General features: G+C 71.7%; 24 protein-coding genes and 1 pseudogene. 17 read left to right on the top strand and 8 right to left on the bottom strand.

All coding sequences use genetic code 11. The features are described from left to right. Positions 1–5: 5 nt before the first annotated feature. Positions 6–3,086 carry a formate dehydrogenase-N subunit alpha gene (gene fdnG, locus LXM90_RS18170; protein WP_091682269.1) on the bottom strand — a complete coding sequence of 1,027 codons (3,081 nt, stop codon included), beginning with the start codon at positions 3,084–3,086 and terminating at the stop codon, positions 6–8. A gap of 153 nt (positions 3,087–3,239) precedes the next feature. Next, positions 3,240–3,581 carry a hypothetical protein gene (locus LXM90_RS18165; protein ID WP_091682271.1) on the bottom strand — a complete coding sequence of 114 codons (342 nt, stop codon included), beginning with the start codon at positions 3,579–3,581 and terminating at the stop codon, positions 3,240–3,242. Positions 3,582–3,804: 223 nt separating this feature from the next. Between LXM90_RS18165 and LXM90_RS18160 the strand changes: the two genes are divergently transcribed. The 7 genes from LXM90_RS18160 to LXM90_RS18130 all read left to right on the top strand — a co-directional run bounded on the left by LXM90_RS18160 (position 3,805) and on the right by LXM90_RS18130 (position 9,561). Next, positions 3,805–3,990 (top strand): hypothetical protein, encoded by a 186-nt coding sequence (locus LXM90_RS18160; protein WP_042672044.1) that lies wholly within the window; start codon positions 3,805–3,807, stop codon positions 3,988–3,990. 412 nt (positions 3,991–4,402) lie between these two features. Then, entirely contained in the window at positions 4,403–5,413 is a 1,011-nt protein-coding gene (locus LXM90_RS18155) for a sulfate ABC transporter substrate-binding protein (protein WP_234083021.1), read from the top strand. 11 nt (positions 5,414–5,424) lie between these two features. After that, on the top strand, positions 5,425–6,279 hold the full coding sequence (gene cysT, locus LXM90_RS18150; RefSeq protein WP_103985479.1) for a sulfate ABC transporter permease subunit CysT: 855 nt from the start codon (positions 5,425–5,427) through the stop codon (positions 6,277–6,279). Further along, the gene (gene cysW / locus LXM90_RS18145; RefSeq protein WP_091682273.1) at positions 6,272–7,153 is read left to right on the top strand and encodes a sulfate ABC transporter permease subunit CysW; all 882 of its coding nucleotides are present in this window, start codon (positions 6,272–6,274) and stop codon (positions 7,151–7,153) included. Before cysT ends, cysW begins: the two co-directional genes overlap by 8 nt. Continuing rightward, positions 7,125–8,195 (top strand): sulfate/molybdate ABC transporter ATP-binding protein, encoded by a 1,071-nt coding sequence (locus LXM90_RS18140; RefSeq protein WP_234080988.1) that lies wholly within the window; start codon positions 7,125–7,127, stop codon positions 8,193–8,195. Before cysW ends, LXM90_RS18140 begins: the two co-directional genes overlap by 29 nt. Before the next feature lie 39 nt (positions 8,196–8,234). After that, entirely contained in the window at positions 8,235–9,284 is a 1,050-nt protein-coding gene (locus tag LXM90_RS18135) for a cysteine synthase A (RefSeq protein ID WP_103985480.1), read from the top strand. A 121-nt stretch (positions 9,285–9,405) separates the two neighbouring features. Beyond that, positions 9,406–9,561 (top strand): hypothetical protein, encoded by a 156-nt coding sequence (locus tag LXM90_RS18130; protein ID WP_007563230.1) that lies wholly within the window; start codon positions 9,406–9,408, stop codon positions 9,559–9,561. 100 nt (positions 9,562–9,661) lie between these two features. Here the strand turns inward: LXM90_RS18130 and LXM90_RS18125 are convergent, their stop codons facing one another. After that, complete coding sequence (locus LXM90_RS18125; RefSeq protein ID WP_234080987.1) at positions 9,662–11,137, bottom strand: serine protease; 1,476 nt, start codon at positions 11,135–11,137, stop codon at positions 9,662–9,664. Positions 11,138–11,361: 224 nt separating this feature from the next. On the opposite strand from LXM90_RS18125, the gene LXM90_RS18120 reads away from it, so the two are divergent. Beyond that, positions 11,362–11,538: a hypothetical protein gene (locus LXM90_RS18120; protein ID WP_234080986.1), complete on the top strand. Its 177-nt coding sequence runs from the start codon at positions 11,362–11,364 to the stop codon at positions 11,536–11,538. A gap of 33 nt (positions 11,539–11,571) precedes the next feature. Here LXM90_RS18120 and LXM90_RS18115 read toward each other — a convergent pair whose 3' ends face one another. Both LXM90_RS18115 and ccrA read right to left on the bottom strand, forming a co-directional pair. Next, the gene (locus LXM90_RS18115) at positions 11,572–11,871 is read right to left on the bottom strand and encodes an alkylphosphonate utilization protein (protein ID WP_091927268.1); all 300 of its coding nucleotides are present in this window, start codon (positions 11,869–11,871) and stop codon (positions 11,572–11,574) included. A gap of 166 nt (positions 11,872–12,037) precedes the next feature. Next, positions 12,038–13,324 carry a crotonyl-CoA carboxylase/reductase gene (gene ccrA, locus LXM90_RS18110; RefSeq protein WP_042672037.1) on the bottom strand — a complete coding sequence of 429 codons (1,287 nt, stop codon included), beginning with the start codon at positions 13,322–13,324 and terminating at the stop codon, positions 12,038–12,040. Between the two features lie 612 nt (positions 13,325–13,936). Here ccrA and LXM90_RS18105 point away from each other — a divergent pair. The 4 genes from LXM90_RS18105 (at position 13,937) to LXM90_RS18090 (ending at position 19,836) form a co-directional block, all read left to right on the top strand. Beyond that, entirely contained in the window at positions 13,937–15,979 is a 2,043-nt protein-coding gene (locus LXM90_RS18105) for a protein meaA (protein WP_091979820.1), read from the top strand. Between the two features lie 110 nt (positions 15,980–16,089). Then, positions 16,090–17,775, top strand: coding sequence for a methyl-accepting chemotaxis protein (locus LXM90_RS18100; RefSeq protein WP_234080985.1), 1,686 nt, complete (start codon positions 16,090–16,092; stop codon positions 17,773–17,775). Positions 17,776–17,816: 41 nt separating this feature from the next. Further along, positions 17,817–18,899 (top strand): MraY family glycosyltransferase, encoded by a 1,083-nt coding sequence (locus LXM90_RS18095; RefSeq protein WP_234080984.1) that lies wholly within the window; start codon positions 17,817–17,819, stop codon positions 18,897–18,899. A gap of 16 nt (positions 18,900–18,915) precedes the next feature. Continuing rightward, entirely contained in the window at positions 18,916–19,836 is a 921-nt protein-coding gene (locus LXM90_RS18090) for an NAD-dependent epimerase/dehydratase family protein (RefSeq protein ID WP_234080983.1), read from the top strand. A gap of 13 nt (positions 19,837–19,849) precedes the next feature. Here LXM90_RS18090 and LXM90_RS18085 read toward each other — a convergent pair whose 3' ends face one another. Beyond that, positions 19,850–20,773 carry a class I fructose-bisphosphate aldolase gene (locus tag LXM90_RS18085; protein WP_020092444.1) on the bottom strand — a complete coding sequence of 308 codons (924 nt, stop codon included), beginning with the start codon at positions 20,771–20,773 and terminating at the stop codon, positions 19,850–19,852. Positions 20,774–20,987: 214 nt separating this feature from the next. Between LXM90_RS18085 and LXM90_RS18080 the strand changes: the two genes are divergently transcribed. After that, positions 20,988–21,512 carry a SixA phosphatase family protein gene (locus LXM90_RS18080; protein ID WP_132368666.1) on the top strand — a complete coding sequence of 175 codons (525 nt, stop codon included), beginning with the start codon at positions 20,988–20,990 and terminating at the stop codon, positions 21,510–21,512. A gap of 4 nt (positions 21,513–21,516) precedes the next feature. Here LXM90_RS18080 and LXM90_RS18075 read toward each other — a convergent pair whose 3' ends face one another. Further along, entirely contained in the window at positions 21,517–22,551 is a 1,035-nt protein-coding gene (locus LXM90_RS18075; protein ID WP_056523499.1) for an alpha/beta fold hydrolase, read from the bottom strand. 217 nt (positions 22,552–22,768) lie between these two features. Between LXM90_RS18075 and LXM90_RS18070 the strand changes: the two genes are divergently transcribed. Both LXM90_RS18070 and LXM90_RS18065 read left to right on the top strand, forming a co-directional pair. After that, on the top strand, positions 22,769–23,251 hold the full coding sequence (locus LXM90_RS18070; protein WP_234080982.1) for an Hsp20 family protein: 483 nt from the start codon (positions 22,769–22,771) through the stop codon (positions 23,249–23,251). A gap of 172 nt (positions 23,252–23,423) precedes the next feature. Then, on the top strand, positions 23,424–24,422 hold the full coding sequence (locus tag LXM90_RS18065; RefSeq protein ID WP_234080981.1) for a GNAT family N-acetyltransferase: 999 nt from the start codon (positions 23,424–23,426) through the stop codon (positions 24,420–24,422). Between the two features lie 136 nt (positions 24,423–24,558). On the opposite strand, the gene LXM90_RS18060 is transcribed toward LXM90_RS18065, so the two are convergent. Further along, positions 24,559–25,008, bottom strand: a complete 450-nt coding sequence (locus tag LXM90_RS18060; protein ID WP_026604809.1) for a DNA-directed RNA polymerase sigma-70 factor — start codon at positions 25,006–25,008, stop codon at positions 24,559–24,561. Between the two features lie 206 nt (positions 25,009–25,214). On the opposite strand from LXM90_RS18060, the pseudogene LXM90_RS18055 reads away from it, so the two are divergent. Continuing rightward, a pseudogene (locus LXM90_RS18055) lies at positions 25,215–25,635 on the top strand (Kdo hydroxylase family protein). A 16-nt stretch (positions 25,636–25,651) separates the two neighbouring features. Further along, positions 25,652–25,951 carry an antibiotic biosynthesis monooxygenase family protein gene (locus LXM90_RS18050; protein ID WP_042673072.1) on the top strand — a complete coding sequence of 100 codons (300 nt, stop codon included), beginning with the start codon at positions 25,652–25,654 and terminating at the stop codon, positions 25,949–25,951. Positions 25,952–26,012: the final 61 nt, after the last annotated feature.

The following is a 26,012-nucleotide window of genomic DNA, read 5'->3' as shown; positions in this document are numbered from 1 at the left end:
CCCCCTTACGCGACCGCGTCCGACGGAGGCGTGGTCGGCTCGATGTTCACGAGCCAGGCCTTGAACTCCGGCGTCTCGGTGTTCGCGTCGCCGACGACGGGCGTCAGCGAGTTCGGGTGCCATCCTTTCTTGGTGTGGCCCATGAAGCCCCAGTGCTGCGGGATGCCGACGACGTGGACGGGCTTGCCGTCGCAGATCAGCGGCTTGATCCGCTTGGTCACCACCGCCTTGGCCTTCAGGGAGCCGCGCTTCGACCAGACGCGGACCCAGCCGCCCTTGGCGATGCCCTTCTCCTTGGCGAGCTCCTCCGAGATCTCCACGAAGGCCTCCGGCTGGAGGATCGCGTTGATCCGGGCGTGCTTGGTCCAGCCGTGGAAGTGCTCGGTCAGGCGGTAGCTCGTCGCCGCGTAGGGGAACTCCTTCGCGTCGCCGAGGTCGGCGAGGTCGTCCTTGAAGATGCGGGACGCGGGCGCGCCCTTGATCTTCGGGAAGGCGAGGTTGGCCACCGGGGACTCGAAGGGCTCGTAGTGCGTCGGGAACGGCCCGTCGCGCATGAGGCCGCGGGTCCACAGGCGGGCGACGCCCTCCTGGTTCAGGATGAACGGGCCGACGCCCTTATCGGGGGCGACGGTGACGCCGTAATCCGGCACGTCGAAGCCGATCCACTGCTTGCCGTTCCACTCGATGAGCTTCTTCTTCTCCGACCACGGGCGACCCTCGGGGTCGCACGAGGCGCGGTTGTAGAGCACGCGCCGGTTGGCCGGCCACGCGAAGGCCCAGTTCGGCGCGATGCCGCGGTCGCCGGGGTCGGTGTTGTCCCGGCGGGCCATCATGTTGCCCTTCTCGGTGTAGCAGCCCGAGTAGATCCAGCAGCCGCAGGCGGTCGTCCCGTCGTCCTTGAGCTGGGCGAAGCCGTCGACCTGCTTGCCCGCCGGGATGATCGTCCCGTTGAGGTCCGGCGTCGGCGCCAGCGTGTAGCCGTTCAGCTCGCGGGCGAGCTCGGTCGGCGTCGGCGCCTCGGCGATCGCGTAATCCCACTTCAGATTGACGATCGGGTCCGGGAAGGCCCCGCCATCCTTCTTGTAGGCCGCCTTCATGCGGAGGAAGATCTCCGACATGATCTCGATGTCGGAGCGGCACTCGCCCGGCGCCTCCTGCGCCTGCCAGTGCCACTGCAGCCACCGGCTGGAGTTCGACAGCGAGCCTTCCTCCTCCACGAACAGGGTGGTCGGAAGCTCGAACACCTCAGTCTGGATCTTGGTCGGATCGACGTCGTTGTACTCGCCGTGATTCTCCCAGAACCGGGCCGTCTCGGTCTTGAGCGGATCCATCACCACGATGAACTTCATCTTGGAGAAGGCTTCCGTCATCTTGGCGCGATTGGGGAACGACAGCAGGGGGTTGAAGCCCTGGATGACGTAGCCGGTCATCTTGCCCTGCTTGGCGAGCTCGAACCCGCGCAGCACGTCGTAGGTCGGCACGTCGAGCTTGGGCAGGTAGTCGTACGCCCAGTCGTTCTCCTTGGTGGCCTTGTCGCCCCACATCGCCTTCTGGAACGAGACGAAGAACTTGTTGTAGTTCTGCCAGTAGCTCGTCTGCCCGGGACGCAGCGGCTTGAACTGCCGCTTGGCGATGTAGCTCGCGTAGTCGGGCTCCTTCTCCACCGGGATGTTCAGGTATCCGGGGATGAGGTTCGACATCAGCCCGATATCGGTCAGCCCCTGGATGTTGGAGTGACCGCGCAGGGCCTGCATGCCGCCGCCGAGCACGCCGATGTTCCCGAGCAGCGTCTGCACGATGCACATCGAGCGGATGTTCTGCGAGCCCTTGGAGTGATGGGTCCAGCCGAGCGCGTAGAGCGAGGCCATCGACTTCTCGGGGGAAGCCGTCGTCGCCATCAGCTCGCAGACCTTCAGGAAGGTCTCCCTGGGCGAGCCGCAGATCTTCTCGACCATCTCGGGCGTGTAGATCGCGAGATGCTTCTTCAGGAGCTGCATCACGCAGCGCGGATGCTGCATCGTCTCGTCGACCACGGCGTAGCCGTCGGGGCCGATCTCGTAGTCCCAGGTGGTCTTGTCGTAGTCGCGCTTGTCGGCGTCGTAGCCCGTGAACAGCCCCTCGCTGAAGTCGTAGCCCTCGCGGACCACGTACCCGGCGTTGGTGTAGGCGGAGACGTAGCGGTGCTGCAGCTTGTCGTTGTCGAGCAGGTACTTGGCCACCCCCGACAGGAACGCGATGTCGGTCCCCTGCCGGATCGGGCAGTAGAGATCGGCCACCGACGCCGTACGGGTGAAGCGCGGATCGACGACGATCAGCTTGGCATTGTTATGGGCTTTCGCCTCCACGACCCACTTGAAGCCGCAGGGGTGAGCCTCGGCGGCATTGCCGCCCATCACGGTGATCACGTCCGCGTGCTTGATGTCCATCCAGAGGTTGGTCATCGCACCGCGTCCGAAGGAGGGCGCCAAACTGGCGACCGACGGACCGTGTCAAACTCTGGCCTGATTATCGAAGACCAGGGCCCCCATGCTTCGGACTGTCTTGTAGGTCAGCCAGGCCGTCTCGTTGGTGGTGGCCGAGGCCCCGAGGAAGCCCATCGTGGTCCACCGGTTGACCGTGAGGTCGCCGTTCTTGGCCACGAAGTTCTTGTCCCGGTCCTCCTTCATGAGCTGCGCGATGCGGTCGAGGGCGAAATCCCAGGACACGCGCTTGAACTCGGAGGAACCCGGGGCGCGGTGGAGCGGGTACTTGGTGCGGGTCTCGGCGTGCACGAAGTCGAGCAGCGCCGAGCCCTTCGGGCAGAGCGTGCCGCGGTTGACCGGATGATCCGGGTCGCCCTCGATGTGCATGACCGAGGAGCGCGCGTTCTTCGAACGGTCCCCCAGGCTGTAGAGGATCACGCCGCACGCGACCGAGCAGTACGGACAGGTGTTGCGGGTCTCGCGCATCTGCGCGAGCTTGAACGGCCGCACCGCGGCGGCCATGGCGGGCTCGAGTCCGCCGAATCCGAGCGCGCCCAGCGAGCCGCCAGCGAGGCCGGCGCCGGCCCCCTTGAGCAGGCCACGCCTTGAGACCTGGACCGTCATCTCCGCTCCGTAAAAGCGATCTGGTATAATTCCAAGCTGTCCCAAAAAAGCGTGCGCGAGGCAAGTGCGGTTGCGTGACACAGCAAGTTGCCGTGTCTCAGCCGAAGCAACACGTTTGTCGCACCGGCATCATCCTGCATGAGAACGGTTTTTTTACTTGCTGGGATTGGCCGGATTGGCGCCTGACGGGCCGGCCGTGCGGTGCTCCAGGGGCGCCTGCGGCTCGGTGGCGGAGGTGCCGCCGGGCTGGGCCGGCGGCACGGGACGGTCGGCATTCTCCTTGATCGAGTTGCCGCCCGGGTCCGGCGCGTCCTTGGCGGCCGACTGCTCCCGCGGCACCGGGGCCTGGCTCCAGCCGTCCTGCGCGCTGCGGGACTTGTCGCCCATCGCGTCGACGCCCTTGATCTCGCCCGGTTTCGTCTGCGCGAGACAGGGCGACGCCACCGTCGCGAGACCGAGGAGCAGCGACATCATCAGGGGAATCGAGCGGGACACGGGGCGCCTCCTGGCAGCAGGGGGAATGCGGGAGAATGGCAGCAGGGGATGAACAGCGGGGAATGCCCGGGCAACGTAGCCTTCGCGGCGGCAGTTCCGGCCTGCGACACCGACCCGGCACGGGGCACCGGGGTCGCGTGGCGGAAGCGCGGCCGCGGCGGTGACGGCTCCTTAACCAAACCTTGCAACCGTACGTGTCCACAGGTGCGAGGATTTCCCGGTCATGTCGAAGCCGCATCCCGAACGCCCCTGCGAGACCGAGCGGTCGGTCGACGCGCCGCCGCTGAGCTCCGACATCCGGCGCCATCTCGGCCAGAACCTGCGCGCGCTCTTCACCGACACGCTGGCGGCCCCGGTCGACAAGCGGCTGGAGGCCCTGATCGCCCGGCTCGACAAGCCGAAGCGCTGACCCGGACCGCCGCCGACAGGGGAGCGGAGGATCGCCGTCTTGCGGGCAACCGCGTGCGGCGCGAACCGCCGACGGCTATCGCCGGCCCGCAGAATGCCGCCCGATGTGCGCTAGAGCACTTAAGATCGTTCGTTCTGAGAAACCCGATTCCGCGCACGAAATCTTCTCCATCGGCGGCGTCGCAGAGAAGATCCATGCGTTCTAATCGTCTACCACCCTGAGTTATCTTGCATTTCCGGCACGATCGTCGATCCTGATCACGTTACGGCATCACGCGGGTCCACACCCGAGGCTTGACTTCGTTCGGTAAAAAGAACGATTTCGCGCCTCCCGGGGACGCCTGTCCCCTGCGTCGCAACCGCGGATGGCTGGGGGATCGGACGTGATGACGAACGCTTCAGGTCTGGGCCGGATGGCTCGGGCGATCGGGCTGACCCTTCTGGCCGGAGCCGGCCTGCTGACCTGCGCGCTGCCGGCCGCGGCCGAGACCGCGCTCCTCAACGTCTCGTACGACCCGACCCGCGAGCTCTACCGCGAGATCAACGCCGCCTTCGCGGAAGAGTGGAAGGCCAAGACCGGCGAGGCCATCACGGTGCGGGCCTCGCACGGCGGCTCGGGCGCGCAGGCGCGCACGGTGATCGACGGGGTGGACGCCGACGTGGTCACCCTCGGCATCCCGTCCGACATCGACGCGATCGCCAAGCTCACCCACAAGATCCCCGAGGATTGGCGCAGCAAGCTGCCGAACCAGGGGACGCCCTACACCTCGACGGTGGTGTTCCTCGTCCGCAAGGGCAACCCGAAGGGCGTCAAGGACTGGGACGACCTGGTCAAGCCCGACGTGAAGGTGATCACCCCGAATCCGAAGACCTCGGCGGGGGGGCGCTGGAACTTCCTCGCCGCCTGGGGCTACGCCTACGGGAAGGATAAGGACGCCGCGAAGGCCGACGCCTTCGTCGGGCAGGTCTACAAGAACGTGCCGGTGCTCGACACCGGCGCCCGCGGCTCGACGGTGACCTTCGCGCAGCGCGGCCTCGGCGACGTCCTGCCGACCTGGGAGAACGAGGCCTTCCTCGTGCTCCAGGAATTCGGCGCCGACAAGTTCGACATCGTCTCGCCGCCGACCTCGATCTACGCCGAGCCGCCTGTGGCCCTGGTGGCGGTCAATGCCGAGCGGAAGGGCACCACCAAGGCGGCCCAGGCCTATCTCGACTTCCTCTACGGCGACCGCGCCCAGGCGATCTTCGCCAAGCACCATTACCGGCCGATCCGCCGGGAGGCGGCCGCCCCGGCGGACCTCGCCCAGCTGCCCGAGATCAAGCTGTTCAAGATCGAGGACCTCCAGGGATCCTGGGACGAGATCCAGAAGCGGAACTTCGACGCCGGCGGCCTGTTCGACCGTCTGAGCCGGGCCGGCCGCTGAGGCATCAGATCATGGTCCAGACGCCCCGTCCCCGTCGGACATTCCGACGGCCGAGCGTGATCCCGGGCTTCGGGATCAGCTTCGGCTACACGCTGACCTGCCTCGGCCTGATCGTCCTGCTGCCGCTGGCCGGACTGGTGGTGAAGGCCTCGGGACTCGGCCTGTCGGGCATCTGGGAGGTCGCCACCGATCCGCGGGTCGCGAGCGCCCTGCGGATCAGCTTCGGCGTCTCGGCGATCGCGGCGCTCGTCGCCTCGGTCTTCGGCTTCCTGGTGGCCTGGGTGCTGACCCGCTACCGCTTCCCGGGGCGCAAGCTGGTCGACGCCGCCGTCGACCTGCCCTTCGCGCTGCCCACCGCGGTCGCCGGCATCGCGCTCGCCTCGCTCTACGCGCCGGACGGGCTGCTCGGCGCGCCGCTCGCGCGCCTCGGAATCCAGGCGGCCTACACGCCGGTCGGCATCTTCATCGCCATGGTGTTCATCGGCCTGCCCTTCGCGGTGCGGACCGTGCAGCCGCTGATCGCCGAGATCGACAAGGAGATCGAGGAGGCCTCGGCCACCCTCGGGGCGACGCGCCTCGTCACCCTCACCCGGGTGGTGCTGCCGCCCCTGATCCCGGCGGTGCTCACCGGCTTCGCGCTCGCCTTCGCCCGGGGTGTCGGCGAGTACGGCTCGATCATCTTCATCGCCGGCAACCTGCCCTACGTGTCGGAGATCGCGCCGCTGCTCATCGTCATCAAGCTCTCCGAGTTCGACTACGGCGGCGCGGCGGCCATCGCGACGATCATGCTCGGGATCTCGTTCCTGACGCTGCTCGCCATCAACCTCATCCAGGCCTGGTCACGGCGGCGGTTCGGCTATGTCTGAGATCTTCTCCCCCGCCTTCGTGCCGGCCGCCAAGCCGGCCCCGGTCGCCTCGGAAGGGGTCGGCGTCCGCGCGGTCCTGATCGGGATCGCCGTGGCGTTCCTGGCGCTGTTCCTGGTGCTGCCGCTGTTCGCGGTCTTCCTCCAGGCCTTCTCGAAGGGGCTCGGGGCATTCCTAGACGCGTTCCGGGAGCCCGACGCCTGGAGCGCGATCCGCCTGACGCTGACCGTGGCGGCGATCGCGGTGCCGTTCAACGTCGTGTTCGGGCTGGCCGCCTCCTGGGCGATCGCCAAGTTCGAGTTTCCCGGCAAGGCGCTGCTGATCACCCTGATCGACCTGCCGTTCTCGGTCTCTCCGGTGGTCTCCGGCCTGATCTACGTGCTGCTGTTCGGGTCCCAGGGCCTGTTCGGCTCCTGGCTCCTCAACCACGGCGTCCAGATCCTGTTCGCCCTGCCGGGGATCGTCCTGGCGACGGTGTTCGTGACCTTCCCGTTCGTCGCCCGCGAGCTGATCCCGCTGATGCAGGAGCAGGGCACCGCCGAGGAGGAGGCGGCGCTGACGCTCGGCGCCTCGGGCCTGCACGCGTTCCGGACGGTGACGCTGCCCAATATCCGCTGGGGCCTGCTCTACAGCGTGCTCCTCTGCAATGCCCGGGCGATGGGCGAATTCGGAGCGGTGTCGGTGGTGTCGGGCCACATCCGCGGCCTGACCAACACCATCCCACTCCACGTGGAGATCCTCTACAATGAGTACAACTTCGTCGCCGCATTCGCCGTCGCTTCGCTCCTCGCCGTCCTTGCCCTCATCACCCTCGTCCTCAAATCCGTCCTCGAATGGCGCTTCGCGGGTGAGCTCGCGCACGGCCGGGCACACTGATCGCCCCTCCACGGCGATCCGGGTCGAGAACGTCTCGAAGACGTTCGACACGGCGGCGGTGCTGCACGACCTGTCGCTGGACGTGCGGGCGGGCGAGCTGATCGGGCTCCTCGGCCCGTCGGGCTCGGGCAAGACGACGCTGCTGCGGATCATCGCCGGGCTCGACGCGCCGGACCGGGGCCGGATCCTGTTCGGCGGCGACGACGCCACCGGCCTGCCGGTGCAGGAGCGGGCCGTGGGCTTCGTGTTCCAGCACTACGCCCTGTTCAAGCACATGAGCGTGGCCGACAACATCGCCTACGGGCTGAACGCGCGGCGCCGCGCCGACCGGCCGGCCAAGGCCGAGATCAAGCGCCGGGTCGGCGACCTGCTCGACCTGATCCGCCTCTCCGGGTTCGGCGACCGCTACCCGTCGCAGCTCTCCGGCGGCCAGCGGCAGCGGGTGGCGCTCGCCCGGGCCCTCGCGGTCGAGCCGCGGGTTCTCCTGCTGGACGAGCCCTTCGGCGCTCTGGACGCCCAGGTCCGCAAGGACCTGCGCCGCTGGCTGCGCGAGATCCACGACCGCACCGGCCAGACCACGATCTTCGTGACCCACGACCAGGACGAGGCGCTGGAGCTGTCCGACCGCGTGGCCGTGCTCGATCGCGGCCGCCTGGAGCAGGTCGGCACGCCCGACGAGGTGCAGGAGAACCCGGCCTCCGCCACCGTGATGAAGTTCCTGGGCGATTCCGTCGAGGTGGAGGCGATCGCCGAGGGCGGCCGGGTGCTGGTCCGGGGCCGGGAGACGCCGGTCGCCGCGCCCGCCAGCCTGTTCGGCCCGGTCAAGCTCTACGTCCGGCCCTGGCAGCTGCAGCTCGCCGAGCCCGAGGCCGCGCACCTATCTGGCACCGTGCGCAGCTCGTACCGGACGCAGGGGCGCCAGCGGATCGAGGTGGCCGACGCTGAGGGGCGCGTCCTCGCCGTGGAGGACTTCGACGGCGTGCGCTACCCGGCCGGCCACCCGGTCGGCCTGCGGATCAACGGCGGGCACGTGTTCGGGTGAGGCTCGCCAGCGGCCGCGCGGCACCCTAGGCTCCCGACCATGACCGTACCGAGTCGCGAACCCGCCTCCGACGTCCTGGCCGCCATCGGCCGGACGCCGCTGATCCGCCTGCGCCGCGCCTCCGAGGAGACCGGCTGCACCATCTACGGCAAGGCGGAGTTCCTGAATCCCGGCCTGTCGGTGAAGGACCGGGCGGCGCTCTCGATCGTGCGGGACGCGGAGACGCGGGGCCTGATCCGCCCGGGCGGCACGATCGTCGAGGGCACCGCCGGCAACACCGGCATCGGCCTCGCCCTGGTGGCCTCGGTGCGCGGCTACCGGACGCTGATCGTCATCCCGGTCACCCAGTCCGAGGAGAAGAAGCAGACCCTGCGGCTCGCGGGCGCCCGGCTGGTGGAAGTGCCGGCGGTGCCCTTCGCCAACCCGAACAACTACGTCCACGTGGCCCGGCGGCTCGCGGAGAAGCTCGCCGCCACCGAGCCGGCGGGCGCCTTCTTCGCCGACCAGTTCGACAACGTCGCCAACCGGCGGGCCCATGTCGACGGCACCGGCCCGGAGATCTGGGCGCAGACCGGCGGCCGGGTCGACGGCTTCGTCTGCGCGGCCGGCACCGGCGGCACGCTAGCCGGCACCGCCGAGGCCCTGCGCGCCCGCAACCCGCAGGTGCGGATCGCGCTGTCGGATCCGGAGGGCTCGGCCCTCTACGCCCACTACACGACCGGCACCCTGAAGGCCGAGGGCTCCTCGATCACCGAGGGGATCGGCCAGGGGCGGATCACCCGGAACCTCGAGGGCTTCACCCCCGACCGCGCCTTCCGGATCCCGGACCGCGAGGCTCTCGACATCGTCTTCGGGCTGATGCGGGAGGAGGGGCTGTCGCTGGGCGGCTCGTCGGGCATCAACGTCGCCGGGGCGATCCGGCTGGCCCGGGACCTCGGGCCCGGTCACACGATCGTGACGATTCTCTGCGACGGGGCGGCCCGCTACGCCTCGAAGCTGTTCAACCCGGCCTTCCTCACCGAGCGCGGCCTGCCGATTCCAGGCTGGCTCGACGCGCCCGCGGAGCCTCTGCCGGACTGGCACGCCTGAGGCCGGGGTCTCATCCGGAATTTTCCTCACAAAAGCGTGGCTTGGCGTTGAACGGAACGGAATGTCGCAGCGTTTGAACGGTCACGCTCGCACCAGCGCGACCGTCCGGAGAACGCGACCGATGTCCCTCGTCACCATCCTGCTCATCATCCTGATCATCCTGGCCTTCGGCGGCGGCGGCTTCCTCGGCGGCGGCGCGTATCGCGGCCCCGGCTTCGGCCTGGGCGGCATCCTGCTCATCGTGCTGATCGTGCTCCTGGTCACCGGGCGGCTCTGAGCGGCGGCCCGTCGCCTGGGCGGACGGCTCGTCCGCCCAGGCTCGTGAACGCCGGCGGATCCCGCGCGAGCGACAGGGGATCCGCCGCGCGACCCGCATCTCAGCGGCAGGTGATCCCCACCACGGCAGGCGCGACCGCGCCGGGCCCGCCACCCGAATGCGGCGCCGCCGCGGCGATGCCCTGGGCGGCGAGGAAGGCGGAGATCGCCCGCGCCGGCACGACCGGCAGTCGCGCCGGCGGCACCACCCCGGCGACCCGGCGCGGCGCCGCGGGATAGCGGGCGACGAGACCGACGAGGGCCCCCGACCGGTCCAGCACCGGCGCGCCGCCGGAACCCGGCTGGAGCGCCGCGATCACGTCGCCGCCCCGCGCCTCACCGGGAGCGGCCTGGATCCCGTCCGCACCCGGCGCCAGGGCGATCACGCTCTCCTCGGCACCGACGGGCTCGGTCCGGAGCGCGGGCCGGAGCGGGGCGGGGGCGCCGGGCACATCGAGGAGGGCGAGGCCGGCGGGATCGGTGGCGAGCACCCGCGCCGATACCGGGCCGATCCTGGGCTGGGCGCAGCCCTCCAGCACGGCGACGGCGGTCAGCACGCGTCCCGGTGCCACCGCGAGACCCGCGCCCGAGGCCGGCGCGGGGGAGAGGCTCGCCGGCCTCAGCGGCGCGGCCTGCGGCTGGGGCGCCGGGTGGGCGGCGACGCGGGCCGCCGGTGCCGGACCCGGGCTCGAGGGTAGCTGCGCGGCCGGCGCCGCGGCGGGATCGGGAAACGGCACGAAGGCGTTCGCCACGGCGATCACGAGCCGGTCGACCTCCGGCGCCAGGGCGCGATCGTAGCCGAGCAGGAACCCCCGCACGCCCTCCGGTCCGGACGCGTAGCGGATGTAGGACAGTCCCGGCCCGGTCTCGGCGGTGACCACCACGGTGTCCGGCCGCCGCAGCTTGTAGGTCACCTTACGGCCGGGGAGCGGCGCGGTCGCCTTCTCGAACAGCGCGTCGAGGCTCTCGGCCCCCGGCGGGAAGGCGCGGGATTCCAGGGTGACGCGGCCGTCCTGGCTCTGCCAGCGGGTTCCGGAGGGCAGGGCGGTCCGTTTCGCCAGGAGTCTCTCGGGCACGCCCATCACGGCGCCGGTCCCGGGATCGACCGCGACGCGGAAGCGCGCCGCGTTCCGCGCCGCCGCGCCGGCGGCCAGCAGCGCCGCCCGGCCGCGCGGATCGAGGGGGTCGGCCCCGCCGGTCCGGGCGCCGTAGGCGGTGAGCGCCTCGAAGGTCCGGCGCCCGAAGGCCCCCGACACGACGGCGTTGAAATCGCCGGTCCAGACCAGGGCGTCCTGGACGGCCTTTCGGTCGGCCTCCGGCAGGGCCTCGAAGCCCGCCCGCATCGCCTCGAAGACGGGGTCGGCCGGCGCGCCGGCCGCCGGCGCGGGTCTGGGGGCGGCCCGGGCGGGCGCCGGCCGGTCCTGGGCCCCGACAGGCCCGGTGCCGAGGGCGATCAGGATCGCGAGGGCCGTCGCGCGCCGGGCGCGGCCGCGCAGGGTATCCGGGTTCCGACACCGCGACGCGTCACCCGAATCCATGCCCGCCCCCGACCCTCTCTGCACCGCGTCGTCCCGATCCTGGCAGAGGCCGCAGCGACAGGCCAGATCAATCCGGTGCCGGGCCGGTGTCGGCCCGGTCCCGGCAGCCGTGCGTCCGGCGCCGCGATGCGCTACAGGGCGGATGTCCGGCCCTGGGCGGCGGCCGGATCCCGGATCGGTCGTCCGGCCACGCGATGCCGCCACGGTTCGACGCGGAGCCCGGCATGAGCGACACGAACAACACCTTCAAGAAGGCGCCCAAGCGCAAGGCCGCCAAGGGCAAGAGCATCAGCGTCTCGCCGGAGATGCAGCAGGCCTACGCCGACCTGATCCAGGAGCGCGCCGAGAAGCAGGAGGCCTACGGCCGCCACCTGCCGCAGGACGAGACGCGGCGGCGGTAGCGCGGCCGGGAGAAGCGCCGCCCCGCATCGGCCTCAGCGCTTGCGCACGAACTCGGTGCGCAGCACGAGGCCCTTGATGGTGTCGTGGCGGCAGTCGATCTCCTCCGGATCGTCCGTGAGCCGGATCGACCGGATGACCGTACCCTGCTTCAGGGTCTGGTTCGCGCCCTTGACCTTGAGGTCCTTGATCAGCGTGACCGAATCGCCGTCGGCCAGGACGTTGCCGGCCGCGTCGCGGACGGCTCTCGTCTCGGCGGGTGCGGCCGCGGACCCGGGCGGGAGCCACTCGCCCGTCGCCTCGTCGTAGACGTAAGCCTCGTCGTCGCCGCTCAAAACCGTGCCCCCTGTCCGGATCGGGGCCGGGTCCTGTGAGGATCGCGTGGGCCCGTCATCAGCGCCCCGGCACACCGAATCGGTCGCCGAGTCGGCGCGGGACGCCGCGAGCCTAGCCGATCGGGCCGGCCCCGCGCGAGAGCGGGAACCGGCCCGACGGAGCGCCTTACCGCTTCAGCGGACCGGCCTCGATCACGTCCTCGACCGTGCGCAGGCCGGCGCGCGGGGAGTTGACGAGGCAGGCCATGTTGCCCGGCGGGTGCTGGTTCTTCCACATCTTGGTGTGGGCCTGGGGGATCTTGTCCCAGGGGAAGACCTCGCTCATGCACGGGTCGATCCGCCGGTCGAGCACGAACTGGTTCGCCGACGAGGCCTGCTTGAGGTGGGCGAAGTGCGAGCCCTGGATGCGCTTCTGCCGCATCCAGACGTAGCGGGCGTCGAAGGTGATGTTGAAGCCGGTCGTGCCGGCGCAGAACACCACCATGCCGCCGCGCTTCACCACCAGCGCCGAGACCGGGAAGGTCGCCTCGCCCGGATGCTCGAACACGATGTCGACGTCCTGCTTGCCGGTGATGTCCCAGATCGCCTTGCCGAACTTGCGCGCCTCCTTGGTCCAGGCGTGGAACTCGGGGCTGTTGACCTTGGGGAGCTGGCCCCAGCAGTCGAAGTCCTTGCGGTTGATGACGCCCTTGGCGCCGAGGCTCATCACGTAGTCGCGCTTCGACTCGTCCGAGATCACCGCGATGGCGTTGGCGCCCGAGGCCGCGCAGAGCTGCACGCCGAACACGCCGAGGCCGCCGGAGGCACCCCAGATCAGCACGTTCTGGCCCGGCTTCACCGTGTGCGGGGCGTGGCCGAACAGCATGCGGTAGGCGGTGGCGAGCGTCAGCGTGTAGCAGGCGGCCTCCTCCCAGGTGAGGTGCTTCGGCCGGACCATGAGCTGGCGGGACTGCACCCGGCAGAACTGCGCGAACGAGCCGTCGCCGGTCTCGTAGCCCCAGATCCGCTGCGAGGGCGAGAACATCGGGTCGCCGCCGTTGCACTCCTCGTCGTCGCCGTCGTCGCGGTTGCAGTGGACGATGACCTCGTCGCCGACCTTCCAGCGCTTCACCTTGGAGCCGACCTTCCAGACGATGCCGGAGGCGTCGGAGCCCGCGATGTGGTACTCGCCCTTGTGGACGTCGAAGGGCGAGATCGGCTCGCCGAGGCCGGCCCAGACGCCGTTGTAGTTGACGCCCGCCGCCATGACGTAGACCAGCACCTCGTCGTCGCCGATCTCCCAGACCGGCAGCACCTCGAGCTGGTGGGACTGTTCCGGGGGTCCGTGCCGCTCGCGCCGGATCGCCCAGGCATACATCTTGGCCGGCACATGACCCAGCGGCGGGATCTCACCCATCTCGTAGAGGTCCTTGACCTCCCCGCCCGTCGGACTGATCGCAGCGCTCGCCGCCATCTCGCTCTCCTCTCGTCCCGCGTGTTTCTCACGGCCGCGGTTCTCCATCGCGCTATACCGGCGATGCCGGAGGCGTCCAAGTGGGCCGAAAGTCGAAAGCCGACGGTTTCCGACATGAAAAAAGCGCGAGCACAGGGCGCGCGACCACGTATTCAAAATCGGCTTTCCGGCAGACCAAGTATTATTCGGCGCCGGCCTCGGTCGCCCCGGCCCCGAGACCTTGCCCGACTCCACCGCCGCGCGCCCGAGCTGCCCCGGGCCGTCCGGCGAGCACATGCACCTCTAAGTCATTGGTTCGACTTGCTCTCTCGCGCCTGAACAACGGCAAGTCCCGCGAAGAACAGTTCAGGTGGACATTATACCAGCACTGATAAAGCGGATCGGGACCGTCGCGCGGCACCGTCCGGACCGCGGGTGCGGGCGGCGCGCGGGCGGCGGCGCGCCGCGGCGCCTTCAAATCCCGCTGTTCCGGCGGGCAAGTTTTTTCATGAGCCGCGGATGCCCGCGCGGGCGTCTTGCACTTCCGTCCCGGATGACGCGTGCTCAAGCCTTCGCTACGGTGACCGCAAGGCCGCGCCCCGCGCGGATACAAAGATCACACGGAGGCGAGGAATGGGCGCGAGCGTCGCCGAGACCAGGAGCGACAAGTCGAGCCGCGACAAGCCCTGGATCATCCGCACCTACGCGGGGCACTCGACCGCGGCGGAGTCCAACAAGCTCTATCGGGGCAACCTCGCCAAGGGCCAGACCGGCCTGTCGGTTGCCTTCGACCTGCCGACCCAGACCGGCTACGACCCCGACCACGAGCTGTCCCGCGGCGAGGTCGGCAAGGTCGGCGTCTCGATCGCGCATCTCGGCGACATGCGGACCCTGTTCCAGGACATCCCGCTCGCCCAGATGAACACCTCGATGACGATCAACGCCACGGCCCCGTGGCTGCTGGCGCTCTACCTCGCGGTGGCCGAGGAGCAGGGCGCGCCGATCGCCGCCCTCCAGGGCACGACCCAGAACGACATCATCAAGGAGTACCTGTCGCGCGGCACCTACGTGTTCCCGCCCGCGCCGTCCCTCCGGCTCACCAAGGACGTGATCCTGTTCACGACCAAGAACGTGCCTAAGTGGAACCCGATGAACGTCTGCTCCTACCACCTGCAGGAGGCGGGGGCGACGCCGGTCCAGGAGCTCTCCTACGCGCTCGCCATCGCCATCGCGGTGCTCGACACCGTGCGCGAGGACCCCGAGTTCGACGCCGAGAGCTTCTCCGACGTCTTCGGCCGGATCTCGTTCTTCGTGAACGCGGGCCTGCGGTTCGTCACCGAGATCTGCAAGATGCGGGCGTTCTCGGAGCTCTGGGACGAGATCGCCCGCGAGCGCTACGGCATCGACGACCCGAAGAAGCGCATCTTCCGGTACGGCGTGCAGGTGAACTCCCTGGGACTCACCGAGCAGCAGCCCGAGAACAACGTCCACCGCATCCTGATCGAGATGCTGGCGGTGACGCTGTCCAAGCGCGCCCGCGCCCGCGCGGTGCAGCTCCCGGCCTGGAACGAGGCGCTCGGCCTGCCGCGGCCCTGGGACCAGCAATGGTCCATGCGCATGCAGCAGATCCTGGCCTTCGAGACCGACCTCCTCGAGTACGACGACATCTTCGACGGCAGCCACGTGATCGAGGCCAAGGTCGAGGAGCTGAAGGCGCAGACCCGCGCCGAGCTGGAGCGGATCGGCGGCATCGGCGGCGCGGTCGCGGCGGTGGAAACCGGGGCGCTCAAGCGCGCGCTGGTGGAGTCGAACGCGCGCCGGATCTCGGCGATCGAGGCCGGCGATCAGATCGTGGTCGGCGTCAACAAGTGGCAGCAGGGCGAGCCGTCGCCGCTCACGGCCGGGGAGGGGGCGATCTTCTCCGTCTCCGAGACCGTCGAGATGGAGGCGCAGAGCCGGATCCGCGAGTGGCGCGGCCGCCGCGACGAGAACGCCGTGGGCCAAGCCCTCGACGCCCTGGAGCAGGCGGCGCGCTCCGGCGCCAACATCATGCCGCCCTCGATCGAGGCCGCCAGGGCCGGCGTCACGACCGGCGAGTGGGGCGCGCGCCTGCGCGCGGTGTTCGGCGAGTACCGGGCGCCCACCGGCGTCACCGTGGAGACCGTCTCCAGCGGCGCGGCCGAGGAGGCCAAGCTCCTGATCGCCGATCTCGGCGAGCGGCTGGGCGAGACGCCGAAGCTCGTGGTCGGCAAGCCCGGCCTCGACGGCCACTCCAACGGCGCCGAGCAGATCGCGCTCCGCGCCCGCGACGTCGGCTTCGACGTCACCTACGACGGCATCCGCCAGACGCCGGCCGAGATCGTCGCGAAGGCCAAGGAGACCGGCGCCCACGTGGTCGGCCTGTCGATCCTGTCCGGCTCCCACGTGCCGCTGGTGCGGGAGGTCCGCGCCAAGATGCGCGAGGCCGGGCTCGACCACATCCCGGTGGTGGTCGGCGGCATCATCTCCCCGGAGGACGAGCTGGTCCTCAAGAACATGGGCGTGCGCGCCGTCTACACGCCGAAGGACTACGCCATCGACCAGATCATGGTCGGGCTCGCCAAGGTCGTGGAGAAGGGTCTGGATCGACGGGACGGCCCGGCGGATCCGCCGCGCGCCGAGGCCCAGGTCTACTAGCGGACCGAGACTGCCTGGACCGCGCGCGGTCCGGGCAGGACCAAACAACCTTAATATTTCTCAGACAAGCATAGGCCCCGGTCCCACGTGCGGGACCGGGGACGAATCCTATGCGCGCCGGTATCTCCATCGCGGCCAAGCTCGGCCTGTGTCTCGCGGCCCTGGTGCTGCTGATCGCCGCGACGAGCGGCCTCTCGCTGGCCGAGCTCGGCCGCATCGAGTCCGCCGCCGCGCAGCTGCGCGACACGCGCATCCCGGCCACCGACGCCCTCGGCCGGATCGGCATCAACTTCATGCGGCAGCGGGTCAACGCCGTCCGCCTGATCACCGCCGACACGCCCGCGCTGCGCGCCGAGGTCGCCGACCAGATCGCCAAGCGTGACGCGCTGCTCGCGGCCCAGTACGCCCGGTACGAGGCCCTGCCGCTGACCCAGCCCGAGCGCGAGGCCTACGCGGTGTTCCGCCAGCACGTGGCCACCTACGCCGAGCAGCAGCGGGAGGCGGTGGCCAAGGCCGAGGCGGGCGACGTCGCCGGCGGCCAGCGGATCTACAACACGGTGATGTCGGATAGCATCCGCGCCATCATGGCCGACTGGGAGAAGCTCGTCGCCCTGAACGGCGACGGCTCGCAGGCGAGCGGCACGCTGATCGCGCAGACCTACGACGCCGCCAAGCGGAACGTGCTGGCGCTCGCCGGCCTCGCCCTGCTGGTGGCCCTCGGGGCCTTCGTGCTGGTGACCCGCGGCGTCAGCGGGCCGCTCCGCAAGATCGCCGCCGTCACGCAGCGCCTCGCGGCGGGCGACGCCGAGGTGGCGATCTCCGGGCAGGAGCGCCGCGACGAGATCGGGGCGCTCGCGGGCTCCGTGGTGGTGTTCCGCGACAACCTCGTCCGCGCGCGCGCCCTGGAGGCCGAGACGGCGCTGGCCCGCGCCGATGCCGAGACGCAGCGCCGGGCCGCGACCCGGGCCATGGCCGACGCCTTCGAGCAGGCGGTGGGCGGCATCGTCGGCGGGGTGTCGGCGGCCGCGACCGAGCTGGAGGCCACCGCCCGGACCCTGACCGGCAGCGCGACCGAGGCCGCCGGGCAGTCCGGCACCGTCGCGGGCGCCGCGAGCGACGCCGCCGCCAACGTCAACACCGTCGCGGCCGCCGCCGAGGAGCTCGGCTCCTCGGTGCAGGAGATCGGCCGGCAGGTCAGCAGCTCGGCGGAGCTCGCGCGGGTCGCGGTCGCCGAGGCGACCAACACGGTGGCGCTGGTCCAGGACCTGAGCGGCGCGGCCGCGAAGGTCGGCGACGTGGTGGCGCTGATCTCCGGGATCGCCGCCCAGACCAACCTGCTGGCGCTCAACGCCACGATCGAGGCGGCGCGCGCCGGCGCCGCGGGCCGCGGCTTCGCGGTGGTGGCCACGGAGGTCAAGGCGCTCGCAGAGCAGACCGCCCGGGCCACCGAGGAGATCACCGGCCAGATCGGCCGGATCCAGTCCTCCACCGGGCAGGCGGCGTCGGCGATCGACGGGATCGGCCGGCGCATCCGCGAGATCGACGGTGTGGCCTCCAGCATCGCGGCCGCCGTGGAGCAGCAGGGCGCGGCCACGCAGGAGATCGTCCGCAACGTCGCCGAGGCGGCCGCCGGCACCGGCGCGGTCACCGGCACCATCGCGAGCCTCGCCCAGTCCGCCGAGGAGACCGGCGCCGCCGCCGCCCAGGTGCTCGGGGCCGCGAGCGAGATGTCGCGTCAGTCCGAGCATCTCGGGGCCGAGGTCGCGCGCTTCCTCGCCACGGTGCGGGCGGCGTAGCCCCTCTCACGGTCGGGCGGCGGATCGCGTAGGACGGCGCCATGCCGCCCGATTTGCCGCCCGACGCGCCGCCCGCCCTGTCCGCCCTGCCGTCCGCCCTGACCGCGATCCTGCTCCTGGCGGTGCCCCTCGCCGCCGCGCTCTCGGCGGGCCTGATCCTGCGCCTGCGCCCGCTGCTGCAGCGCTACGCCCTGGCCCGGCCGAACGCCCGCTCCAGCCACACCGTGCCGACCCCGCAGGGGGGCGGGATCGCCGTGGTGACGGCGCTGGTCACGATCTCGGGCCTGCTGATCGCGGCGCCGGAGATCGGCGGCCGGCCGGACTGGATCTGGGTCGCCGGCGGCGCCCTGGCCCTGGCGGTCCTCGGCGCCGTGGACGACGTCCGGCCGCTGCCGGCCGCCCTGCGGCTCGCCGTGCAGGCCGTCGTGGTCGGCCTGCTGGTCTGGCACCTGGACGGGCGCCTGCTGCCCGGCCTGCCGCTCTGGCTGGAGCGCGGCCTGGCGCTGCTGGCGGGCCTGTGGTTCGTCAACCTGACGAACTTCATGGACGGGCTCGACTGGATGACGGTGGCGGAGATCGTCCCGGTGGCGGGCGCGCTCCTGCTCATCGGCCTCGCCGGGCACCTGCCGCCGCTGCCGACCCTGGTGGCGGCGAGCCTGCTCGGCGCGGTGCTGGGCTTCGCGCCGTTCAACCGGCCGGTCGCGCGGCTCTTCCTCGGGGATGTCGGCTCGCTGCCGGTCGGGCTCGTCACCGCGTGGCTGCTGTGCCAGCTCGCCCTGGCGGGCGGGCTCGCCGCCGCGCTGCTGCTGCCGCTCGTCTACCTCGCCGATGCCAGCCTGACCCTCGCCGCGCGGGCGGCGCGGGGCGAGCGGGTCTGGGAGGCCCATCGCGGGCACTATTACCAGCGGGCCACCGTCAACGGGCTCACCGTGCCCGGCGTGGTCGGACGGGTGTTCGCGGCCAATCTCGCCCTGGCGGCGCTCGCCGCCGCGACCTTGCTTTGGCCGTCCTGGCCGGTCACGCTCGCCGCATCGGTCGCCGGGCTCGCCCTGGTCGCCGCCCTGCTCCGCCGCTTCGCCCGCGCCCCGGCGCCGGCCCCAGCCGAAGGTGCCGCCCAGCCGTGACAGAGGCCGCCCAGCCGTGACCGGACTCATCGCGCTCACCGGGGCGACCGGGTTCATCGGCCGCCACCTGCTCGCCGACCTCACCGCGCGCGGCTACCGGGTCCGCGTGCTGCTGCGCCGGCCCACGACCGTGCCGGAGGGCGCGGCGAGCGCGGTCGTCGGCGACCTGACCCGCCCGATCAACATGGCGGCGGCCCTCAGCGGCGTCGACGCGGTGGTGCACTCGGCCGGCCTCGCCCATGCTATGTCGGGGGCACCGGAGGACGACTACCGCACGCTCAACACCGAGGCGACGCGCCGGCTGGCGGAAGCCGCGGCGCGCGCGAAGGTGCGCCGCTTCGTGTTCCTGTCGTCGATCCGCGCGCAGGTCGGGGCGAGCGCGCCGGGCGTGGTCGGGGAAGGCGATCCGCCCCGGCCCACCGACGCCTACGGCCGCTCCAAGCTCGAGGCCGAGGCGGCGCTCGCCGAGACCGGCCTGGACTGGGTCGCGCTGCGCCCGGTCCTCGTCTACGGCACCGGCGTGAAGGGCAACATGGCCGCGCTCCTGCGGCTGGCGCGGAGTCCCTACCCGCTGCCCCTGGGCGGCCTCGCGGCGCGGCGCTCGCTGATCTCACTGGAGAGCCTGTCGGGTGCCGTGGACGCGGTGCTGGCGGCGCCCGCCCCCCTGAACCGCGCCCTCGTCGCGGCCGACCCGGACCCGCTCAGCCTGCCCGAGATGATCGCGTCCCTCCGCCAGGGCCTCGGCCGCGGCCCGGGCCTCGTCCCGGTCCCGGCCGGGCTCCTCCGGCTGGCCTGCCGGCTGACCGGCCGGGACGCGCAGTTCGCCCGCGTCGCCGAGGGTCTCGTCGCCCGCGCCGACGGGCTCGCGTCCCTCGGCTGGCGGCCGGCCGGGCCGACCCGCGACGGGCTCGCCCGGCTGGCCCGCGACGGCGGCTGAACGCGGGGCTGCCTCAGCGGCCCGCGTAGATGTCAGTGATCTTGCCGAGCAGCGACAGGGCGTCCGCCTTCGAGCGCTGGAACGCGTTGCGGCCCACGATCGAGCCGAAGCCGCCCCCCGCCTGGATGGCGCGGATCTCGTCGAGGAAGCTGGCCTCCTCGGCCTGGGCGCCGCCGGAGAAGATCACGATCCGCCGGCCATTGAACGCGCACTGCACCACGTGGCGGACGCGCTCGGCCGCCGTGCCGATCGGGATGCCGGTCGATTCGTAGACCTTCTTCGCCGCCGGCTGCTCGATATGGGCCGAGGGCAGCTTCACCTTGATGATGTGGGCGCCGAGCTGCGCGGCGATCTGGGCCGCGTAGCCGATCACGTCGATGGCGGTCTCGCCCTCCTTCGACAGGGCCGAGCCGCGGGCGTAGGACCAGATCACCACGGCGAGGCCGACGCTCTTGGCCTCCTCGGCGATCGCGCGGATCTGCCCGTACATGGCGTTGCGGTGTGCGGAGCCCGGGTAGATCGTGAAGCCGATGGCGCAGGCGCCGAGCCGCAGGGCGTCGGCCACCGAGCCGGTGATCGCCTGCTCGGGATCCTCCTCGTCGGCCAGGAGGTCGTGATCGTTGAGCTTCAGGATCAGCGGGATGCGCCCGGCATAGTCGCGCGCGCCCGCCTCCAGGAAGCCGAGCGGCGCCGCGTAGGCGTTGCACCCCGCCGCCAGGGCCAGCTCGAAATGGTAGTGCGGGTCGTAGGCCGGCGGGTTCGGGCCGAAGCTGCGGGCGGGCCCGTGCTCGAAGCCCTGGTCGACGGGCAGGATCAGCATCTTGCCGGTGCCGCCGAGCTTGCCGTGCTCCAGCATCCGGGCGAGGTTGGTGAGGGTCCCGGGGCTGTCGGCCCCGTACCACGACAGGATCTCGGTGACGCGGGCGGATCGGTCCATCGGGCAGCCTCCTGGCCAGAGACCGTCGCGCCGCGGATCGGGCCGCGGGCCGTGCTGCGGACGGCTCCCGGTCGGAACGGTGCGGGCAAAGCCGAGGTTCCCGCACGCGGCGCTTTCGGCTAACCGGGCGGGAGCGGGCACCGCCCGGTCCGGTCGCGCGCGCCCGGACCGGCAGCCCCGAGACCGGCCCACGAGACGCGTCAGAGGTTCGCTCATGCGCAGGCTGATCCTGCTGCGGCACGCCAAGTCCGACCGTCCGCCGGGCGTGGCGGACCACGAGCGCCCGCTCAACGCGCGCGGGACACGGGCCGCCCCGGCGGTGGGCGCCCACCTCGCGCGGGAGGGCCTGTGCCCGGACCTCGCCCTGGTCTCCACCGCCGCGCGGACCCGCGAGACCTGGGCCGCGATGGAGGCGGCCCTCGGCAGCCCCGAGACGCGCTGGCATTCCGAGATCTACGAGGCGCCGGCGGACCGGATCCTCGGGGTGATCCGGCAGGCGCCCGACGCGGCCGCCACGCTGATCGTCGTCGGCCACAATCCGGGCCTCGGCGACCTCGCCGCAATCCTCGCGGGCTCGGGACCGCGGGCGGCCCGGGACCGGCTGGCCCTGGAATTCCCGACCGCGGCCTTCGTGGTGATCGACTTCGACGGCGACCGCTGGGCGGAGATCGCGCCGGACCGCGGGCACCTCGACCGGTACGTGCGCCCGCGGGACATCGACCCGGATCTCGGCGGCTGACGCCTCAGGCGACCGGCACCGCGACGGCGTGCGCCTCGACCTCCGCGTGGGTCGGCAGGGGCGAGCCCGGCACGAAGGCTTCGAAGGCCGCCCAGAAATCCTGCCGGATCGCGTCGCGCTCGGTCAGGATCTCGTGCCGGGAATCCGGCAGGACCAGGATATGGCCGGCCTTCAGCCGGGCGGCGAAGCGCTCGGTCTCCGCCGTGCCGCAGACCGGGTCGGCGCCCGCCGCGACGATCAGGGTCGGCAGCCCGATCCGCGGCGCCGCCCGCGGGTCGCGCAGCCGCGCCATCGCGCGGAACGCCTCGGCGAGCCACGCGATCGTCGGGTCGCCGACCGCGCCGGCGCCGACCTGCCGCGCCGCCGCGGCGTTGCGGGCGTAGCGGATGGGATCGCGCGACAGGCGGTTGCCGGCGTACGGGTTGGTGGCGATCGAGACCGGCTTGCCGAACGGGATGTAGCGGCTCCCGAGGCCGAGCCGCTGCAGGCCCCGCGACAGGATCGCGGCGCCGGCCGGCCAGCGGACCATCCGGATCGAAAGCATCGGCGCCAGGGTCACCAGCCGCCGGAACGGCAGCGCGCCGTCGAGGGCCGCGAGGAGCGCGACGCATCCGCCCATGGAATGCGCGAGGCCGACATGGGGCTCGGGCATCAGCGGCACCAAGATCGTCTCGGCCACCGCCCGCAGGTCGAGCCGGTAATCGTCGAACCGGGCGACGTGGCCCTTGTGGGGGTCGTCGACCCGGCGGTCCGATTCGCCCTGGCCGCGCCAGTCGAACGCCACGACGGCGAAGCCCCGGGCGCGCAGCTCGTGGATCGTCTCGTAGTACTTCTCGATGAACTCGGCCCGGCCCTGGAGCAGGCAGACGGTGCCCCGGCAGGTGCGCGCCGTGGTCTGCCAGTAGGCCGCCCGCAGGGTGCAGTCGTCGCGCGTGCCGACGGCGATCAGCGTGCCGCCCGGCGGGACCGGGTTGTCGGGCGTGCTGCGCAGCGTCAGGAGCGGCGGCTCGCGCCCGGTGTCACCGTCGAAGCGTCTCACTGGCCTCACCTCAGCGCCTCCGCGCATCGTCCGATACACGCCCGGATGCACTCTGCGACCGTAGCGAAAAAATCTCGTTTCCGACCCTCGCCGGGGGTCTTGAAGCGCGATTTTCCCCCTCCGATATCTCGTCTGTGCCGGCCGTCAGGCGGCACGAGAGACGGGTCCGGCCCATCGGGCGGACCGGAATTGCATGTTGCTCAGACGAGGATATGTCATGCGTCAGTTCGATCTCGCTCCCCTGTACCGCTCCACCGTCGGCTTCGACCGCCTGTTCTCCGCCCTCGACCAGTTCGCGAGCGCCGAGGCGGCCCCGACCTACCCGCCCTACAACATCGAGCGGACCGGCGAGAACGCCTACCGCATCACCGTCGCGGTCGCCGGCTTCACCGAGTCCGACCTGTCGATCGAGGTGCGGGAGAACGCTCTCACGCTGAAGGGCGAGCGCAAGGCCGAGGGCAGGGCGGAGTTCCTGCACCAGGGCATCGCGGCCCGCGCCTTCGAGCGGCGGTTCCAGCTCGCCGACCACGTCCAGGTGACGGGTGCGGCGCTCGAGAACGGCCTCCTCCACATCGACCTCGTCCGCGAGGTTCCGGAGGCGAAGAAGCCCCGTCGCATCGAGATCGCCTCGGCGGCGCGCCCCAGCGCCCCGGTGATCGAGGGCGCCGTCCGCAAGGACGCGGTCCAGCAGGCCGCCTGACCCCGCCCGCGCGGGAACCGTCGGGTCCACATCAGGTACCGATCAGGTTGTTGGAGCGCCCCGGCCCCCGGCCGGGGCGCTTTCTCGTGGCGGCTGTCATAATGGCGTGTGGCCGTCGTGCTCTCTGTCGGATTCGACGGTGCACGGACGCGCACCCGGAGTGAACCCGACGATGGTCGCCAATCTCGCCCGCGGAGCCTACAGCGCGCTCGGAGCCGGCTGGCACAGGGGCGTGCAGTGGGGCGTCGGCGCGCCGATCGCCAAGCTGCGCCGCCGGTCGGTCCCGCTGCCGGGCGTCGAGGGCGTGGGCGGAATCGACGACGTGCTCTCGGCCGAGCGGGCGATCCGCCTGCCCGAGCCGTTCGAGGGCCGCAGCCTCGGCCGCATCGGCAGCCTCGAGGTCCGGCTGGCGACGCGGAAATCGGAGATCCGGCGGGCCCAGCGGCTGCGCTACAAGGTCTTCTACGAGGAGATGTCGGCGGTGCCCTCCGGGCTCGCCGTCCTGTCCCGGCGCGACGTCGACGGCTACGACGCGGTCTGCGACCACCTCCTCGTCCTCGACCACGCGGCGCCGCGGCGGAAGAAGCCCTTCGTCGAGCCGCGCCCGAAGGTCGTCGGCACCTACCGGCTGCTGCGCGGCGAGGTGGCCGAGCGGCATACCGGCTTCTACTCGGAGAGCGAGTACGACCTCGCGCCGCTTCTCGCCGCGCAGGGGCATCGGCGGCTCCTCGAGCTCGGCCGCTCCTGCGTGCTCAAGCCCTACCGGAGCAAGCGGACCGTCGAGCTGCTGTGGCAGGGGATCTACGCCTACGTCCTGCACCACCGGATCGACGCGCTGATCGGCTGCGCGAGCCTGGAGGGCACCGACCCGGACCGGCTGGCCTTGCCGCTCGCCTTCCTGCACCACCACGCCCGCGCGCCGGAGGGCTGGCGGGCCCGGGCGCTGCCGGAGCGGGCGGTGGCGATGGACCGGATGCCGCGCGAGGCGGTGGACGCCAAGGCGGCCCTGCAGGCGCTGCCGCCCCTGATCAAGGGCTACCTGCGCCTCGGCGCCACCTTCGGCGACGGCGCGGTGATCGACCGCCAGTTCGGAACGACGGACGTGTTCGTCGCGCTGCCGGTCGAGGTGATCGGGGCGCGCTACCGGGGACATTTCGCGCCGGCCGGGTGAGAGCGCGGGGCATCCGAGGCGGGAGCCCGCACCGTCCTCGCGAGCGGAGCGGAGCGATCCAGCGTCGCCGCTTTTCGCAGAATCGCGCTGCCCTGGGTTGCCTCGCTCCGCGCGAGGACGACGGCGCGGCAGCCCCTCAGAGATCCCCCAGAGCCAGCTGACCCTGGTTGCGCGCCTTCGGCGGCGCGGCCTTGCGCTCCTTGGCCCGCCCGGAGGCGGGGCGCGCGGCGGCCGCCTTCCTGGGCTTCGGGTCGCCGCGCATCCGGGCCACCGCCTTGTCGCGGGCCACGGCCTCCGGGGCGTTCGGGTCGTCGCTCAGCCACTTGCCGCGCTTGATCACCTCGTTCACGCGGCCCTGGTTGACCCCGACCTTGAAGGCGATCTCCTGCTGGGTCATGCCCGTCGTGGCGTGCAGGTCCAGGATCGCCCGGGCGAGTTCCGGGGTCATCTTCTGTCCGGTCAGCCGCCGGGCGGGCTTCACCGTCCGGGTGGCGCGGTCGCGTTCGCGCAGGCGCTCCAGCAGCGCCAGCGCCATGTTCATGCCGTGCTCGCGCAGGGCCTCCTCGAATTCCTTCAGGGTCGCCATCGGCGCCATCCTCCGCCGGGCTCTCGGGCCGGGTGCTGGCCGGGGAACGTGCCGGGAACGAAGCGGTTGCGCAAGCCGATCCGGCGGGTGCCCTCCGCCGCGCCGGTGGATGACACCCGCCGTCCACCGGAAATGCGCGTCCCTGGCCTCCCCCCGGCGGCTCCGCTAGAGGGAGCCGGACCGTGACGGCCGCGGGCGCGCAGACGATGATCACCCCGATCCGCAGAATTGTCCCCGGCGAGGCGTCCGGCTCCCGGGCGCGGGGGCTGGGGGCCGCGGCGGTGCTGCTGTTCCCCGATCTGCCCTTCCCGTTCAGCGCGTTCGAGCGCCGGTTCACCGAGCGACCCTTCGCGGACGGCAGGGCCGAGAACGTCAGCATCCGCGGCGCGGCCGCCGAGCTGCGCGGCGCGGCCGGCACGCCGGAGGTGCAGGAGTTCCTGCGCCGGCTGCTGATCCGCCACCCCGCCTTCACCCGGGACCCTCTCGGACCTCGTGATGCACGGCGCCATGGGCGGCCGCTACATGCTGGAGCAGACCGCCTACCTGCCGGTCGCCGCCCAGGCCGACCCCACCTTAAGCCCGCAGCGCATCCTCGCGGCCAAGCTCGGCCGCGCCCTTAGCACCTGAGACAGGAACCGCACCGATGATCCTCGAAATCGCGCAGATCGAGATCAAGCCCGGCCTCGAGGCCGAGTTCGAGAAGGGCATCGCCGAGGCCTCGGCGATCTTCAAGCAGGCCAAGGGCTGCCGGCACTTCGAGGTCCGGCGCTCGATCGAGCATCCGCAGCGCTACCGCCTGCTGATCCACTGGGACACGCTGGAGGCCCACACCAAGGACTTCACCGGCTCGCAGCCCTGGCAGGATTACCGCGCCCTGGTCTCCCACTGCTTCGCCGGCCCCGTCGCCGTCGAGCATGCCGAGCAGGTGCTGAAGGCGTTCTGAGCCTCGGCGCGAGGCCGGGCAGGGCCTACAGCGATCCGAAGCGTTGCGAGCCCGACCGCCG

The sequence above is a fragment of the Methylobacterium oryzae genome, from assembly GCF_021398735.1.
Lineage (GTDB): Bacteria > Pseudomonadota > Alphaproteobacteria > Rhizobiales > Beijerinckiaceae > Methylobacterium.
This window is presented reverse-complemented; position numbering and strand designations above follow the sequence as displayed.